Source organism: Variovorax sp. GW531-E2, assembly GCF_059423125.1.
Window position 1 is genome coordinate 25,765 of the sequence record NZ_JBWKXQ010000004.1, and the last position, 15,069, is coordinate 40,833.

The following is a 15,069-nucleotide window of genomic DNA, read 5'->3' on the forward strand; positions in this document are numbered from 1 at the left end:
GGCACGGACCTTCGGCCTATTCGATGGCCTTGCCCATATCTTCCACTACTTTTTTCGCATCGCCAAAGACCATCATGGTCTTGTCCATGTAGAAGAGCTCGTTGTCCAGGCCCGCGTAGCCGGCGGCCATGGAGCGCTTGTTCACGATGACGGTCTTGGCCTTGTAGGCTTCCAGGATCGGCATGCCGTAGATCGGCGTGCCCTTGGTGAGCGCGGCCGGGTTCACCACGTCGTTGGCACCCAGGATGATCGCCACATCGGCCTGCGCGAACTCGCCGTTGATGTCCTCCATCTCGAACACCTGGTCGTAGGGCACCTCGGCCTCGGCCAGCAGCACGTTCATGTGGCCCGGCATGCGGCCGGCCACGGGGTGGATGGCGTACTTCACGTTGACGCCCTTGTGCGTGAGCTTCTCGGCCAGTTCGTTCACGGCGTGCTGGGCGCGCGCCACGGCCAGGCCGTAGCCCGGAACGATGATCACCGTCTCGGCGTTGGACAGCATGTAGGCCGCGTCGTCGGCGCTGCCGCTCTTGACCGGGCGCTGCTCCTTGTCGCCGCTGGAGGCCGTGGTCGCCTCGCCGCCGAAGCCGCCCAGGATCACGTTGAAGAACGAGCGGTTCATGGCCTTGCACATGATGTAGCTCAGGATCGCACCCGAAGAGCCCACCAGCGAACCGGCCACGATCAGCATCGCGTTGTTCAGGCTGAAGCCGATGCCGGCCGCCGCCCAGCCCGAGTAGCTGTTGAGCATCGACACCACCACCGGCATGTCGGCGCCGCCGATCGGGATGATGATGAGCACGCCCATCACGAAGGCCAGCGCCAGCATGGCGAAGAACGCCGGCCAGCTTTCGGTGGCCACGAACACCAGGCCCAGGGCGATGGTCGCCAGGCCCAGCACCAGGTTCAGCATGTGCTGGCCCGAGAACTGCACCGGCGCGCCCTGGAAGAGGCGGAACTTGTACTTGCCCGAGAGCTTGCCGAAGGCGATGACCGAGCCGCTGAAGGTGATGGCGCCGATGGCCGCCCCCAGGAACAGCTCGAGCCGGTTGCCATAGGGAATGGCATGGCGCACGAAACCCTCGAAGAGGACCGCGCCGTCAGGCGTGCGCGCACCGACGACAGCCGCCACGGGTGCGGCCGTGATGCCGAAGGCCCAGGGCTCGGCCACCGCGGCCACGCCGATGAACACCGCGGCCAGGCCGATCATGCTGTGCATGAAGGCGACCAGCTCGGGCATCTTGGTCATCTCGACCTTGTTGGCCATGAAGGCGCCCAGGCCGCCACCGACCACGACGGCAGCCAGCACCCAGGCGATGCCGGTGGTGAAGTCGACGTTGAGGGCGCGCGCCTGTCCGTGGACCAGCGCGATGGTGGTCAGCACGGCGATCGCCATGCCGGTCATGCCGAAGATGTTGCCGCGGATCGAGGTGGTGGGATGGGACAGGCCCTTCAGGGCCTGGATGAAGCAGACGCTGGCAACGAGGTACAGCAGCGTGACGAGGTTCATGCTCACTTGGCGGCTCCCTCTGCAGCCTTGGGGGCGGCCTTCTTGTCTTTCTTCTTGAACATCTCGAGCATCCGGCGCGTGACCAGGAAGCCGCCGAAGACGTTCACCGCGGCCAGCGCCACGGCGAGCACGCCCATGGTCTTGCCCAGCGGCGTGGTGGTGAGCGCGGCGGCCAGCATGGCGCCCACGATCACGATGGCCGAGATGGCGTTGGTCACGGCCATGAGCGGCGTGTGCAGCGCGGGCGTGACGGTCCAGACCACGTGGTAGCCGACGTAGATGGCCAGCACGAAGATGGTCAGGTTGATGACGGTGTGCGAAACGATTTCCATGGTGTTGTGTTCTCCTCGTTCGGTCTCTGTCTCTTGGTCCCGGGCTCTGTCAGAGCTTCTTGACTTCGTTGATGCGGTTGGCATCGCCAAGCAGCACCACCTTGGGCTTGTAGTCGGCGGCTTCGGCCTCGGTCATGGGGGCGTAGGTGCAGATGATGAGCAGGTCGCCCACATGCGCCTTGCGCGCCGCCGCGCCGTTGAGCGAGATGGCGCCCGAACCGCGCGCCGCCTTGATGATGTAGGTCGAGAAGCGCTCGCCGTTGTTGACGTTGTACAGCTCGATCTTTTCGTACTCGCGCATGTCGGCCGCGTCGAGCAGGTCCTCGTCGATGCCGCACGAGCCTTCGTAGTGCAGGTCGGCTTCGGTCACGGTGGCGCGATGCAGCTTCGCGCGGAGCATGGTGCGGTTCATGGAAGGCAGCCTGCTCTTACTTGCGCGTGACCTGGCCGTCCTGCGTGACGCGGCAGGCGGCGACGATGTCGTCCTCGAGGTCGATCTTGAGCGCGCCTTCCTTCGTGACGACGAGCTTGAGGAAGTCGAGCACGTTGCGCGCATACAGCGCCGACGCGTCGGCCGCCACCAGCGCCGCGAGGTTGGTTTCGCCCACGATGGTCACGCCGTGCTTGACCACGGTCTTGTCGGCCTCCGACAGCGGGCAGTTGCCGCCGATGCCGTCGGCGCCCTTGCCGGCCGCGATGTCGACGATCACCGAGCCCGGCTTCATCGACTTGACCATGTCCTCGGTGACGAGGGTGGGCGCGGCGCGGCCGGGAATGAGCGCGGTGCTGATGACCACGTCGGCCAGCGCGACGCGCTTGGCGACCTCGGCCTGCTGGCGCGTGAGCCAGCTGGCGGGCATCGGGCGGGCGTAGCCGCCGACGCCTTCGGCCGCGTCCTTCTCTTCCTGCGTCTCGTAGGGCACGTCGATGAACTTGCCGCCCAGCGACTCGATCTGTTCCTTGACGCTCGGACGCACGTCCGAGGCCTCGATGACGGCGCCCAGGCGCTTGGCCGTGGCAATGGCCTGCAGGCCGGCCACGCCGACGCCCAGGATGACGACGCGCGCGGCCTTCACGGTGCCGGCGGCGGTCATCAGCATGGGGAAGAAGCGCTGGTACTTGTCGGCCGCGATCATCACGGCCTTGTAGCCGGCGATGTTGGCCTGCGAGCTGAGCACGTCCATGCTCTGGGCGCGCGTGGTGCGCGGCGCGGCTTCGAGCGCGAAGCCCGTGACGCCCGCGGCGGCCAGGCGCTGCAGGCCGGCCGCGTCGAAAGGATTGAGCATGCCGATGACGACCGCGCCGGCCTTCAGCTGCGCCGCCTCGGCGTCGCTGGGCGTGCGCACCTTGAGCACCATGTCGGCGGAGAGCGCCCCGGCCGCATCGGTGATCTCGGCGCCTGCCGTCTGGTACGCCGCGTCGGTGACGCTGGCTGCAATGCCGGCACCGGCCTGCACACGCACGGTGTGCCCGGAGGCCACCAGTTTCTTCACCGTTTCGGGTGTAACGGCCACTCGGGTTTCGCCAGCCGCTGTCTCGGCAGGCACGCCTATCAACATAGAGTTCTCCTCAGGGGGAAGGGGCAGCACGGATTGCGGGCAGAGCTTACAGCAAGATTACAAGCGCACCTGTCGCCAGAATGCCGCGTTCTTTTTGCTGCTCAACGCCCGCAGGCACTGCACATGTAGCTATTTAATTGATAGCAAATTGGCGGCCGGTACGACCCCGGGGGAAACACGGGTGACCGCCGCAGAAGCGCTTGTGGCGCCTTCGCTCGCTCTGGTTCTAGATTGCGATCAACTAACACCAATTGGATTCAATTGGCAATTGAACCACATACATAAAATCAATTTGCGTGAATTAATAGCAATTCACAGCAATGATTTCAGACGCAGATAGATACACTTCGATTCATATTGCGGACACATAGAGGTCCACACAGGGCGGAACAAGGGAATGGAATGCGCATTGCAGTACTCGACACCGAGCCGGACCAACTCCGGTTGATCAACCAATCCATGGCGAGCCTCGGTCACGAGTGCCACACGTACGCTGCCGGCAAGGCGCTGCTGCACGCCATGCGCCGCGAAACCTTCGACCTGCTGGTCCTCGACTGGCGCCTGCCGGACATGAACGGCCCGGACGTCGTCAAGACGATCCGGCAGGACTACAAGAGCCGCATGCCGATCCTGTTCGTGACCGAGCACCACGACGACAGCGACATGGTCGAAGGCCTCAATGTCGGCGCCGACGACTTCATGGCCAAGCCGCTGCGCCCGATCGAGTTCGAGGCCCGCATCAACGCCCTGCTGCGCCGCGCCTACCCCTCGCGCAACGAGCCCGAAATGGTGTTCGGCCCGTACCACTTCTTTCCGCCCTCGCGCACCATCCGGGTCCACGGCGAGCTGGTCGAGCTGAAGAACCGCGAGTACGAACTCGCGCTCTTCCTGTTCCAGAACCTGGGGCGCCTGCTCTCGCGCGAGCACCTGCACGAGGCGGTCTGGGGGCTGGGCGTCGAGGCGCTGTCGCGCTCGCTCGACACCCACGTGTCGCGCCTGCGCACCAAGCTCGAGCTGCGCCCCTCGAATGGCTTCCTGCTGCTGGCGGTGTACGGCCTGGGCTACCGGCTGGAAACCATCGAGGTCGACACACGGCCCGCCGCTGCAGCTTCCAACGCTCGCTGAGCGCACGCCCCGGCAGGCCGGGCGGGGAACCCCTCCTTCCCGTCGGCCTCCAACTTGTTCCGTCCGAACAAGTGCCCTTCCCCATGCCCCGGCTCCTCCTGGCCGCACTGCTCCTGCTGTGCAGCGGCCTGTTCCCCGCCCTCGCCGAAGACGTCGAGGCCAGCGACATGGTGCGCGGCGGCCTGCAGGCGATCCAGATGATCGACCGGAACGAGGCCGGCGAGCTGTGGGACGGCGCCACGCCCGCCACCCGCAAGCGCATCACCCGCACCGACTTCGCCAGCAAGGTGGCCAGGAGCCGCGCCCCGCTCGGCGGGCCGCAGCAGCGCACCTGGGTGGCCGTGCACCGGCAGGTCGTGACCGACCCGGACGCCGATGCCGCCGGCCAGTACGTCAGCGTCGAGTACGAGACCCGCTTCGGCAACACCCCCGATCGCACGCTGCGCGAACGGGTGAGCTTCCGGCTCGACGCCGACCGCATCTGGCGCTTCAGCGGCTATGTCGTGCGATAGCCGAGATGCCGATAGACTCGCGCCCACGATGCCCACACGCTGGAAACCCAATGTCACCGTGGCCGCGGTGATCGAGCAAGACGGCCGCTTCCTGCTCGTCGAAGAGCAGACCGACGACGGCCTGAAGCTCAACAACCCCGCCGGCCACCTCGACCCCGGCGAGTCGCCCGAGGACGGCTGCATCCGCGAAACGCTCGAGGAAACGGCCCACGCCTTCACGCCGACCGCGCTGCTCGGCGTGTACATGGCGCGCTCGGCCGAGCAGCCCGACGTGACCTACATGCGCTTTGCCTTCACCGGCGAGCTGGGCGCACGCGAAGAAGGTCGTGCGCTCGACGAAGGCATCGTGCGCACGCTCTGGATGACCGTGGACGAGATCCGCGCCAGCGTGGCGCGCCATCGCAGCCCGCTGCTGCTGCGCTGCATCGAGGACTACCTCGCCGGCAAGCGCCACCCGCTCGCGCTGATCCACACCGAAGACAGCGTGCGGCAGCCCCGCTGAGGCCTGTTCAGACGATGACGCCGCCCCCGAGGCAGCGCTCGCCGTCGTACAACACGGCCGACTGCCCCGGCGTGACCGCCCATTGCGGCGCACCGAAGCGCAGGCTGAAGGCGCCGTTGGCGCCCTCGGACAGTTCGCAGGCTGCGTCGGCCTGCCGGTAGCGCGCCTTCGAACCGTAGCTGCCCGCGGTCGGCACTTCGCCGGCGACCCAGCTCGCGTCGTCCGCCTTCAGTTCGGACGACAGCAGCCACGGATGGTCGTGCCCCTGCACCACCCACAGCGTGTTCTTCTCGACGTCCTTGCGCGCGACGAACCAGGGCGAATGGTCGCCCGCGCCGCGCTGGGCGCCCTTTTCCTTCACGCCGCCGATGCCCAGCCCCTGGCGCTGGCCCAGCGTGTAAAAGCTCAGGCCCTGGTGCTCGCCGAGCTTGCGGCCGCGGTCGTCCTTGATCGGGCCCGGCTCCTTGGAGATGTAGCGGTTCAGGAAGTCGCGGAACGGCCGCTCGCCGATGAAGCAGATGCCGGTCGAGTCCTTCTTCTTCGCGTTGGGCAGGCCGATTTCTTCCGCGATGCGGCGCACCTCGGTCTTGTGCAGCTCGCCGACCGGGAACAGCGTCTTCGACAGCTGGGCCTGGTTCAGGCGGTGCAGGAAGTAGCTCTGGTCCTTCGAGTTGTCCAGCCCCTTGAGCAGCTCGTGCCGGCCCGTGGCCTCGTTCAGGCGCACGCGCGCGTAGTGGCCGGTGGCGATCTTCTCGGCGCCCAACCGCATGGCGTGGTCGAGAAAGGCCTTGAACTTGATCTCGGCGTTGCACAGCACGTCGGGGTTGGGCGTGCGGCCGGCCTTGTATTCGCGCAGGAACTCGGCGAACACGCGGTCCTTGTAGTCGGCGGCGAAGTTGACGTGCTCGATCTCGATGCCCAGCACGTCGGCCACGCTGGCGGCGTCCACGAAGTCGATGTTCGACGAGCAGTACTCGCTGTCGTCGTCGTCTTCCCAGTTCTTCATGAAGATGCCGACCACCTCGTGCCCCTGCTGCTTGAGCAGGTGCGCGGTGACCGCGGAGTCCACCCCGCCGCTCAGCCCGACCACGATCCGTTGTTTTGCCATAAGCCCGCCATTGTCCCAGCCCGGCGACAGGGGCATCCGGCGTGTGGGAAATCGGGAAAACCCGTGTCGCCGGCTTGTCAGCCCGCACTCCACGATGCGAAAGGCCAGCGCTACAGTGACCCGAAACACAGCGGAGACACAACGCATGGCGACCCCTTCCCCCTCTGACAACAACACCCCCTGGACGCGCAACTACCCGCCCGGCATGCGCTGGGACGCCGACCTGCCGGTCAAGCCGGTGCAGCAGATGCTCGACGAGGCGGTCGCGCGCTGGCCCGATCACTCGGCCGTGGAGTTCATGGGCCAGGTCCTCACCTACGCCCAGCTCGGCGCGGCGGTCGACCGCGCCGCCAAGGGCCTGCAGGACCTGGGCGTGAAGCCGGGCGTGCATGTCGGCCTGTACCTGCCGAACACGCCGCACTACCCCATCGCCTTCTTCGCCGTGCTCAAGGCCGGCGGCACGGTGGTGAACTACTCGCCGCTGGACGCCGAGCGCGTGCTGGCCCACAAGATCGAGGACAGCCGCACCGACATCCTCGTCACGCTCGACCTCGTGAACCTCTACCCACTGATGGCGCGCCTGCTCGACAGCTCGCGCCTGAAGACGCTGGTGGTCGGCAGCCTCGGCGACTACGGCGCGGCGGGCGACAAGGTGCAGGCCCAGCTGCAGGCCGCGGGCCAGATCGCCCCCGTGCCGGTGGACGCGCGCCACGTGCGCTTCACCGACCTGCTCAAGAGCGAAGGCACGCACCAGACCTACCCGCTGGGCGACCTGGCCGAAGAGATCGTCGTGCTGCAGTACACCGGCGGCACCACCGGCCTGCCCAAGGGCGCGATGCTCACGCACGCCAACCTCACGTCGGCCTCGGCGCAGTACTACGAATCGACGCGCGGCGAGCCGCCGATCCTCGACGAAGGCAAGGAGCGCTTCCTGGTCGTGCTGCCGCTGTTCCACATCTTCGCGCTCAGCGCCGCGATGCTGCTGGGCGTGCGCCTGGGCGCGGCGCTGGTGCTGCACACGCGCTTCGATGTCGACGCGGTGATGAACGAACTCGCGGCCAGCAAGATCAGCGTGTTCCCCGGCGTGCCGACCATGTACACCGCCATCCTTGCGCACCCCAAGGCCAGGGAGATGGACCTGCGCTCGCTGAAGTTCTGCGGCTCCGGCGGCGCGCCGCTGCCGGTGGAAGTGGAGCAGCGCTTCTTCGAACTCACCGGCTGCCACCTCAACGAAGGCTGGGGCATGACCGAGACCTCGCCCGTGGGCACCTTCACGCCCGCGCGCGGCGTGCGCAAGGCCGGCTCGTGCGGCATGCCGCTGCCGCGCGTGCGCATCAAGCTCGTGAGCCTGGACGACCCGACCCAGGACGTGACCGCGTTCGGCGAGCCCGGCGAGCTGTGCGTGCAAGGCCCGAACGTCATGAAGGGCTACTGGAACAACCCGAAGGCCACCGCCGAGTCGATGACCGCCGACGGCTACTTCCGCAGCGGCGACGTCGCGAAGATGGACGCCGACGGCTACCTCTACATCGTCGACCGCACCAAGGACATGCTGCTGTGCGGCGGCTACAACGTGTACCCGCGCGTGCTCGAGGAGGCGGTGTACGAACACCCGTCGGTGGCCGAGGTCTGCGTGATCGGCGTGCCCGACGAGTACCGCGGCCAGTCGCCAAAGGCTTTCGTGAAACTGAAGGACGGCGCAGACGCGCTCACGCTCGACGCGCTCAAGGCCTTCCTGAAGAACCGCCTGGGCAAGCACGAGATGATCGGCGCGCTCGAGATCCGCGCCGAGCTGCCCAAGACCGCCGTGGGCAAGCTCTCGAAGAAAGACCTCGTGGACGAGGAAGCCCGCAAGCGGGCCTAGGCTTTACGACTTCTTCTGACCGAAGGCCTCGGCGAGCAGCTCGTAGGAGCGCAGCCGGGCCGCGTGGTCGAACACCTGCGAGGTGATCATGAGTTCGTCGGCGCCGGTGCGCGCCACGAACGCTTCCACGCCCTGCTTCACGGTCTCGACCGAGCCCACCGCCGAGCACGACAGCACCGAGTCGAGCAGCGCGTTCTCGGCCGGGCCGACCTTCTGGCGGTAGTTCTCCAACGGCGGCGGCAGGCGCCCCGGGCGGCCGCTGCGCAGGTTCACGAAGGCCTGCTGCCACGAGGTGGCGCGGAACTCGGCCTCGGCGTCGGTGTCGGCCGCGAACACGTTGAAGCCCAGCATCACATACGGCTTCTGCAGCTGCGCCGAGGGCTTGAAGGTCTCGCGGTAGATCTGGATGGCCTGCATGATCTGCTGCGGCGCGAAGTGCGAGGCAAAGGCATACGGCAGGCCCAGGTGCGCCGCCAGCTGCGCGCCGAAGGTGCTCGAGCCGAGGATCCACACCGGCACCTCGAGCCCCGCGCCGGGCACGGCGCGCACGGCCTGCTGCGGATTCTTCGACATGAAGTCCATGAGCTCCATCACGTCCTGCGGGAACTGGTCGGCGTCCGACTCCAGGTTGCGCCGCAGCGCGCGCGCGGTGCGCTGGTCGGAGCCGGGCGCGCGGCCCAGGCCCAGGTCGACGCGCCCCGGGTACAGCGACTCCAGCGTGCCGAACTGCTCGGCGATCACCAGCGGCGAGTGGTTCGGCAGCATCACGCCGCCGGCGCCGATGCGGATGGTGGAAGTGCCCGCGCCCACGTGCGACAGCAGCACGGCCGTGGCCGCGCTCGCGATGCCCGGCATGCCGTGGTGCTCGGCCAGCCAGTAGCGCGTGTAGCCCAGCTTCTCGCCGTGCTGCGCCAGCGACAGCGAGTTGCGGAACGACTGCGCGGCATCGCTGCCTTCGGTGATCGGGGAAAGGTCGAGGATCGAAAGCGGAATCATGGCGCGATCATGGCGCGAACCGCCCGATGCCGTCACGCGCGGGGCTATTCGGTTTGGTATAGCGTCGCGACGCTCGCGAAATCACGCCCGTGCTGCGTCACATGGACCTGGAAGGGCACGCTCTCGCCCGGCGCGATGGCCGGCAGGTTCTCGATCAGCTTGAAGCCGGTCAGCTGGTCGTTGCGGTCGCGCAGGCTCACCCACAGCCGCACCTTGGCCGCGATGGCCGTGCCGGGGTTCTTCACCGTGCCCGTGACCTCCACGCTCTTGTAGGTGAAGCGCTGGCTGAAGTTGAGCAGCACGCTGCCGGTGCCGGCCTGGGTGCCCGTCACCTGCACCTCCAGCGGCTTGCGCGGGCCGGGCAATGCGGCGCGACGCATCGGCTTCCACTCGACGCGGGTCTGTGTGATGCGGTCCACGGCCTTGGGCTCCAGCAGGACCGGAAAGCGCTCGCCCGGGTACAGGGAGGCCAGCGCGTCGAGGCGCGTGGTGCCGTCGGCCGTGCTGCCGCCGAAGCGCGAGATCACGGCGCCGGGCGCAATGGCGATGGCGTCGGTGCTGCGGTTCACCAGCTCGGTCATGAACAGCGGCCGCTGGATCGTGCTGCGCCCCGCCACCAGCGGCAGCAGTTCGAGCTGCCGCGGGTCGAAGCGCTCGCTGTCGTCGGCCAGCAGGTCTTCGGTGCCCAGCCGCAGGTCAGGGTGGAAAGCCTCCGGCGCGCCGGCGGTGCGGATCACGCGGTCGGCGCTCAGCACCGTGGTGCGCGCGCCCGAGGGCGTGACCGTGCGGTAGCCAATGCGGTAGTCCCACGCCGCGATGGCGGCGCCGCGGCCGAAGCGGCTGAGGTCGACATCGATCGCCGCGCGTGCGCCGGGCGCCAGCTCGGACCCCGGCGCATGGCCGCGACCGACGCCGATCACCTGGCCCGCGTCGTCGTACAGCGTGACCAGCGCCTCGATGCTGCCGAACGCCGGCACACCCGCGGCGCCCGCATGCACGAGGCGCCCGACCAGGCGCACGCGCTCGCCCTGCTGCACCAGCCGCACGCGCGAGAACGCCAGGCGCGGCCCTTCGGCGGCGCTGCGCGGTTCGGACAGCTTCTCGACCGTCACGTCCTGCCGCGTGACGTTCTGGCCCGAGGGAAGATCGACCAGCACGGGCGCGGACTCGCCGGGCATCAGCACGTCGATCGGCAGGGATTCGCTGCGCTCGTTCAGCCGCGTGTCGCCGTCGTGGAACACCACCTTCAGGCCGGGCCGTTCGAGCGGCCGGCCGGTCTCGTTGCGCGCCAGCACCAGGAGCTTCGGCCGCTCGCCGACCAGCACCTGGCGCGGCTCGGACAGCTTCAGGCCGTCGGTCGCGATGGTGCGCTCGACGATCGAGCGCGCCACCGAAGGCGTATCGCTGCGCTTGCCGGAGCCGAACAGCAGCATCGCGACCTGGACGGCCACCGCCACGCCGAGAAAGCCGATCACGACGAAGCCGATCGTGCGCACCATCTGCTTCTGGCGCAGCGCCTGTTCGGCCGCGATCTGCTGGCCGGCGTGGTGCTTGACCTGCTGCAGCACGCGCTCGAGGCGGTCGGACACGTCGTCTTCCACCAGCGACATCGAGCCGCAGTGCGCGCAGGTGTATTCGTTCAGGCCGGTGCGGCGCAGCGCGCTGCTGCCGCACTCGCCGCATTTGAGGGTCTGCAGGTCGATGCTCATGTGTTTTCTTTTTTGTCTTACCAGCCGAACGCGTCGACGATGCCTTCGGCCGCCGCGGCACTGCCCAGCAGCAGCACGAGGCGCTCGACCAGGCGCGCGCGATGCACCGGGTCGACCTCGCAGTCGTCCTCGTCGGTGAAGATGGTGTCGCCCGCTTCGTCCCACACCTGGCCGATGGTGCCCAGGCAGGCGGCCATCTCGAAGATGTCGGCGAAGAGCGGTTCGTCTTCCTCCCAGGCGCCGGTGCCGTGCATCGCGAACTGGATCGCGCCGGTGCGCAGGTCGAAGATGAACGGATCGGCGCCCTGGTCGGCCACCACCAGCCAATGCTCGGGCCAGTCGGCGATGCGCTCGCCGGTGATGCCGTGCCAGCGGTAGCCGGCTTGCAACTGCCACAGGCGCGAGAGCGCGGGAATGCTGAACGGGTTGCCGGTGGTCGGCACCGTGAGGCCGGCGTAGCCCACGCGCTCGTTGACCCACTCGCCGAGCGGGCCGACCTGTTCGTAGAAGCTGGCGAGGGCCGCGGGCAAGGCCAGCTCGCCGTGCCAGTGCTCGGCGGCGGATTGCGGCGCCAGCGCGCCATGGGAAGCCAGGGCCGCGCGGGCCTGTTCGATCGATGCCACGGGGGTTGTTCTCCGTTCAGGTCAGGCGGACGGCCTGCTGCAAGGCGGTGCGCAGTGCGTCGATGTCGCCGGGTGCGACCTCGTGCACACCTGGCACGCCGGCCAGGCCGCAGGCCGTCGATGCCACCACGGGCACGCCGGCCGCCACGGCGCGCAGCAATGCGCGCGGGGCGTGCTCGACGTGCGCGGGCAGCACGACAACGCTCGCACCGGCCAGCCAGTCGCCTTGCCAGTTCATGTGTTGAAGGGGTTCGATGCCCTGCCAGAGCCGCGCGTCGTCCGAGGGCGCGCCCAGCACGCGCAGGCGGCACGGCCAGCCTTGCAGCGCGGCAGCAAATTCACGCGCGCCCTTGCGCGCCAGTGCGCTGGCGGCGAACACGACGAGCGGTGGTTCTTCGCGCTTGCTGTGCGCGGCCTTCACCTGCGGCAGCGCCCAGTCGAGCCGCTGCAATGTGGCCTGTGATGCGTACTGCGCCATGGCCCGCGCCACCGCGGCATGCGGCGTGACGACGACCGCCGCGCGCGCGAGCGCCAGCGCCTCGTCGCGCACCAGCGATGCATCGGCGCGGAAGTCGCGCAAGGTGGCGTCGCCGGGCCAGCGCTGCGATGCGGCATCGAGCTTCTTTTCAATGTCGGCCATCGGCAGTGCGCTGGCCAGCACGGTGAGGCGGCGCCCGTCGAGCGCGCCGAGGCGCTGCAGGTGCGGCAGCAGCGACTGCTCGACCACCAGGTGCGTGTGCGCAGGCGCGAGACGCGCGGCGAAGGCCTGCGCGAGCCAGCACTGGCCGTCGATCAGGCTGGCCTGGCGCCGGCCCGCCTGCCGCGCCCAGAGCCGCTGCCAGACGGCACGGCGCAGGCTCGCGGCCCACGCGGTGGTCACCGCTTCGTTCGTCGCGGGCTCGCGATGCCAGCCGATGGAAGGCACGCGCCAGAACGCGAGCCGCAGCGGCACGGGCTGCATGCGCTGCGCCTGCGGATGCGCCTCGCGCAGGTGGCGTGCGAACTCCGGCGTCCAGCCATCGACGAGCACGGCGGTGCGCCCTTCGGCGCCGACATCGACCGGCGGACGGTGGCGAAAGCACGCCGTCTGGTCGCAGCTCAGGCAGCCGCGCGCCAGCGGCAGCGCGGTGGGCGCGTCGTCGTTCGTGCGCCGCAGCGTGACGGGCTCGACCGGCACCGCCCGCGGCGTGCGCGCGCGGATGCGCACCACGAGCTCGGTGTCGGTCAGCGCCACTTCGAGCCGCCAGGCGTGCCGGGCGCGCAGCTTCACGTCGACGTAGTTCCAGAACACCGTCGCATCGACGGCGTCGCCGTCCGGCATGTCGGCCTGCTCGATGCGTGCCGTGTGGCCGTGGCGCTCGACCAGCTCGAAGCCCGCGCGCACGGCCACGGTGGCCAGTGCGTTCGACAGCTGGCACAGCCCGCCGGCCAGCGTCGGCACCACGCAACCGCCGCGCACCTCGCGCCCGACCACGAAGCCGCGCCCGGCGCCCGGCCGCCCCAGCTGGCGCCAGAAGCTCAGCACCTCGCCGGCCGGCACCTCGATGGCGTCGAAGGCCGGCCGCGCCACGCGCAGGTTGTGCACCTTGCCGGCGACCAAGGGGAATTCATCGGCCCGGCCGTCGGACCACAAGGGGGTTCGGTACTGCGCGAGCACCGGCGCATCGGCCAGTGCGTGCGTGCCGCCGGGCCAGCGCCGGGCCGAGGGCCGCAGGGTTTCGCGCAGGGCGTGGGCCGTGGCGAGCAGCCGCGAGCGCAGCCAGAAGTCGATCGCGTCGATGCGGCGCGGCGGCTGCCAGGCCTGCGCACTCACGCGGCGGGGCCTCGCTTGCGCCATTGGCCGAGGTCGGCTTCGATGCGCTCGTTGATGTTGCCGCTCCATTGCGCGCCGAAGCCGGCGTCGCGCAGCAGCTCGACGATGCGGCGACCGACCACGACGGTGTTGGCTTCGCGCTGCGCGATCTCGGGGATCATGCCGCCGCTGAAGGCGAGGTACAGACGGCCGTTGCGCACGGCGCCGTCCAGGTCCTGTGCGTGATAGAAGCAGCAGCCGCGGATGCCGGACTCGAGCCGGCCCGCCGCACGCCACTGCTCGCGCACGTCATCGTGCCCGTCGGACAGCGTGTTGCCCGCGCGGTGCAGGGCGATGATCTTTTCGGTGCGCAGCTGCGCGAACACGGCCTCGAGCCGGTCGTACTCGGTCTGCGCGGGCCACTGCGCCTCGGCGGCGCGCTTGGCGGCGCAGGCGCGCGTGGTTTCGGCCTTGATCCAGGCGCGGTCCTCGGGCGTGAGCTCATCCGGATCGAGGTACTCGTCGGTGATCATCCAGCCGATGTCGGCATCGGCGTGGAAGCCGCTCCACACCAGGTCATGGATGCGTCCGCGCGTGTCTTCGGGGTCGAGAGTGAGGGCCATGCGTAGTGGGTCGTCGCTTGGTCGGCGACGGATGTGCTTTCATTTTTTCGCGGTCGGAACGACGCTCGATTCTCGCGTGTCCGCACCACGGCGATGCGTTAATGCGAAAGCATGCGCTCTGGCGGCCATCCCTCCCGCGCCCAAATCATGAGGGATGCGCAAGGCCAAGGCAATGTGACTTTCGGCCAAGAATTCACGGTCATGGTCCATGAAAAAAGCCGACCCTGCGTTGGCAGGGCCGGCTTTTCATGAAGACCTGGAACCTTCGCCGATCCCGTCGGCGAAGCATTCGGGCTATTGCTTACAGCGGCAGTGCGTCGCCGTGGGCAGCAGCGCGGGCTGCGGCGCGAACCGCAGCGCGGTCGACGGTGCTGGCGACGATCGGGGCCACGCCCGACGAAGCGCCTTCGGCGTACGGGTCGGCGCTGTGTGCGGCGGCGACAGCGTCGGCACGCACCGCGGCGCGGCTGGCGGTCGACACGATCACTTGTGCGGGGCCTGCATTGGCGCCGGTGGCGTAGGGGTTGGCGCTGTGCGCGGCCACGACGGCTTGGGCGGCGACATCGGCGCGGCTGGCGGCCGAGGTCAGTTGATGCACGCCTTCATAGCTTTCGGCATGGGCGGCGCCGGCAACGGCCATCAGGGCAACAGCAACGGCGGAGAGGATCTTCGAGGCGGTCATTTGGATTTCTTCCTTCTTCAATTCAGTTCAAGTTCTTGCTTCGGATGTCGAACCGGTCTTGGGTGGGTCACCGCCCCTCTGTTCTTTTTCGGAGGGCGGCCACCTCGCTCGGGGCCCTGTTCACCCAGATCA

15 protein-coding genes are annotated in these 15,069 nt (G+C 68.7%); 4 read left to right on the top strand and 11 right to left on the bottom strand.

Going from position 1 to position 15,069, the window contains the following annotated elements; translation table 11 throughout:
- Positions 1-16: 16 nt before the first annotated feature.
- The 4 genes from AC07XP_RS04155 to AC07XP_RS04170 are packed head-to-tail and all read right to left on the bottom strand — an operon-like array spanning position 17 to position 3,401.
- A complete protein-coding gene (locus tag AC07XP_RS04155; protein WP_307696911.1) occupies positions 17-1,516 on the bottom strand; it encodes an NAD(P)(+) transhydrogenase (Re/Si-specific) subunit beta in 1,500 nt (499 codons plus the stop codon).
- A complete protein-coding gene (locus tag AC07XP_RS04160) occupies positions 1,513-1,842 on the bottom strand; it encodes an NAD(P) transhydrogenase subunit alpha part 2 (protein WP_062481510.1) in 330 nt (109 codons plus the stop codon). Before AC07XP_RS04160 ends, AC07XP_RS04155 begins: the two co-directional genes overlap by 4 nt.
- Before the next feature lie 49 nt (positions 1,843-1,891).
- Entirely contained in the window at positions 1,892-2,254 is a 363-nt protein-coding gene (gene panD / locus AC07XP_RS04165) for an aspartate 1-decarboxylase (RefSeq protein ID WP_062481508.1), read from the bottom strand.
- Positions 2,255-2,270: 16 nt separating this feature from the next.
- Entirely contained in the window at positions 2,271-3,401 is a 1,131-nt protein-coding gene (locus tag AC07XP_RS04170; protein WP_095743297.1) for a Re/Si-specific NAD(P)(+) transhydrogenase subunit alpha, read from the bottom strand.
- Positions 3,402-3,803: 402 nt separating this feature from the next.
- On the opposite strand from AC07XP_RS04170, the gene AC07XP_RS04175 reads away from it, so the two are divergent.
- From AC07XP_RS04175 to AC07XP_RS04185, 3 genes are all read left to right on the top strand, one after another.
- On the top strand, positions 3,804-4,526 hold the full coding sequence (locus tag AC07XP_RS04175; RefSeq protein ID WP_062481504.1) for a response regulator transcription factor: 723 nt from the start codon (positions 3,804-3,806) through the stop codon (positions 4,524-4,526).
- 83 nt (positions 4,527-4,609) lie between these two features.
- Complete coding sequence (locus AC07XP_RS04180; RefSeq protein WP_307589863.1) at positions 4,610-5,038, top strand: DUF4019 domain-containing protein; 429 nt, start codon at positions 4,610-4,612, stop codon at positions 5,036-5,038.
- 28 nt (positions 5,039-5,066) lie between these two features.
- Positions 5,067-5,540, top strand: a complete 474-nt coding sequence (locus AC07XP_RS04185) for an NUDIX hydrolase (protein WP_307696908.1) — start codon at positions 5,067-5,069, stop codon at positions 5,538-5,540.
- Positions 5,541-5,547: 7 nt separating this feature from the next.
- On the opposite strand, the gene mnmA is transcribed toward AC07XP_RS04185, so the two are convergent.
- A complete protein-coding gene (gene mnmA / locus AC07XP_RS04190) occupies positions 5,548-6,648 on the bottom strand; it encodes a tRNA 2-thiouridine(34) synthase MnmA (RefSeq protein ID WP_495263883.1) in 1,101 nt (366 codons plus the stop codon).
- A gap of 145 nt (positions 6,649-6,793) precedes the next feature.
- On the opposite strand from mnmA, the gene AC07XP_RS04195 reads away from it, so the two are divergent.
- Positions 6,794-8,512: a long-chain-fatty-acid--CoA ligase gene (locus AC07XP_RS04195; RefSeq protein ID WP_495263884.1), complete on the top strand. Its 1,719-nt coding sequence runs from the start codon at positions 6,794-6,796 to the stop codon at positions 8,510-8,512.
- 3 nt (positions 8,513-8,515) lie between these two features.
- On the opposite strand, the gene AC07XP_RS04200 is transcribed toward AC07XP_RS04195, so the two are convergent.
- The 6 genes from AC07XP_RS04200 to AC07XP_RS04225 form a co-directional block, all read right to left on the bottom strand.
- Entirely contained in the window at positions 8,516-9,508 is a 993-nt protein-coding gene (locus tag AC07XP_RS04200) for an LLM class flavin-dependent oxidoreductase (protein ID WP_495263885.1), read from the bottom strand.
- A 44-nt stretch (positions 9,509-9,552) separates the two neighbouring features.
- Positions 9,553-11,217, bottom strand: coding sequence for an FxLYD domain-containing protein (locus tag AC07XP_RS04205; protein WP_495263886.1), 1,665 nt, complete (start codon positions 11,215-11,217; stop codon positions 9,553-9,555).
- A gap of 17 nt (positions 11,218-11,234) precedes the next feature.
- A complete protein-coding gene (locus tag AC07XP_RS04210; RefSeq protein WP_495263887.1) occupies positions 11,235-11,840 on the bottom strand; it encodes a hypothetical protein in 606 nt (201 codons plus the stop codon).
- Between the two features lie 16 nt (positions 11,841-11,856).
- Positions 11,857-13,653: a VanW family protein gene (locus AC07XP_RS04215; protein WP_495263888.1), complete on the bottom strand. Its 1,797-nt coding sequence runs from the start codon at positions 13,651-13,653 to the stop codon at positions 11,857-11,859.
- The gene (locus AC07XP_RS04220) at positions 13,650-14,255 is read right to left on the bottom strand and encodes a DUF6891 domain-containing protein (RefSeq protein ID WP_495263889.1); all 606 of its coding nucleotides are present in this window, start codon (positions 14,253-14,255) and stop codon (positions 13,650-13,652) included. Before AC07XP_RS04220 ends, AC07XP_RS04215 begins: the two co-directional genes overlap by 4 nt.
- Before the next feature lie 301 nt (positions 14,256-14,556).
- Entirely contained in the window at positions 14,557-14,937 is a 381-nt protein-coding gene (locus AC07XP_RS04225; protein WP_062480474.1) for a hypothetical protein, read from the bottom strand.
- Between the last annotated feature and the right edge of the window lie 132 nt (positions 14,938-15,069).

Coding starts and splice junctions, on each gene's coding strand:
- AC07XP_RS04160 (WP_062481510.1), bottom strand. CDS start 1,842: ATGGAAATCGTTTCGCACACCGTCATCAACCTGACCATCTTCGTGCTG.
- AC07XP_RS04205 (WP_495263886.1), bottom strand. CDS start 11,217: ATGAGCATCGACCTGCAGACCCTCAAATGCGGCGAGTGCGGCAGCAGC.
- panD (WP_062481508.1), bottom strand. CDS start 2,254: ATGAACCGCACCATGCTCCGCGCGAAGCTGCATCGCGCCACCGTGACC.
- AC07XP_RS04180 (WP_307589863.1), top strand. CDS start 4,610: ATGCCCCGGCTCCTCCTGGCCGCACTGCTCCTGCTGTGCAGCGGCCTG.
- mnmA (WP_495263883.1), bottom strand. CDS start 6,648: ATGGCAAAACAACGGATCGTGGTCGGGCTGAGCGGCGGGGTGGACTCC.
- AC07XP_RS04175 (WP_062481504.1), top strand. CDS start 3,804: ATGCGCATTGCAGTACTCGACACCGAGCCGGACCAACTCCGGTTGATC.
- AC07XP_RS04185 (WP_307696908.1), top strand. CDS start 5,067: ATGCCCACACGCTGGAAACCCAATGTCACCGTGGCCGCGGTGATCGAG.
- AC07XP_RS04170 (WP_095743297.1), bottom strand. CDS start 3,401: ATGTTGATAGGCGTGCCTGCCGAGACAGCGGCTGGCGAAACCCGAGTG.
- AC07XP_RS04225 (WP_062480474.1), bottom strand. CDS start 14,937: ATGACCGCCTCGAAGATCCTCTCCGCCGTTGCTGTTGCCCTGATGGCC.
- AC07XP_RS04220 (WP_495263889.1), bottom strand. CDS start 14,255: ATGGCCCTCACTCTCGACCCCGAAGACACGCGCGGACGCATCCATGAC.
- AC07XP_RS04195 (WP_495263884.1), top strand. CDS start 6,794: ATGGCGACCCCTTCCCCCTCTGACAACAACACCCCCTGGACGCGCAAC.
- AC07XP_RS04200 (WP_495263885.1), bottom strand. CDS start 9,508: ATGATTCCGCTTTCGATCCTCGACCTTTCCCCGATCACCGAAGGCAGC.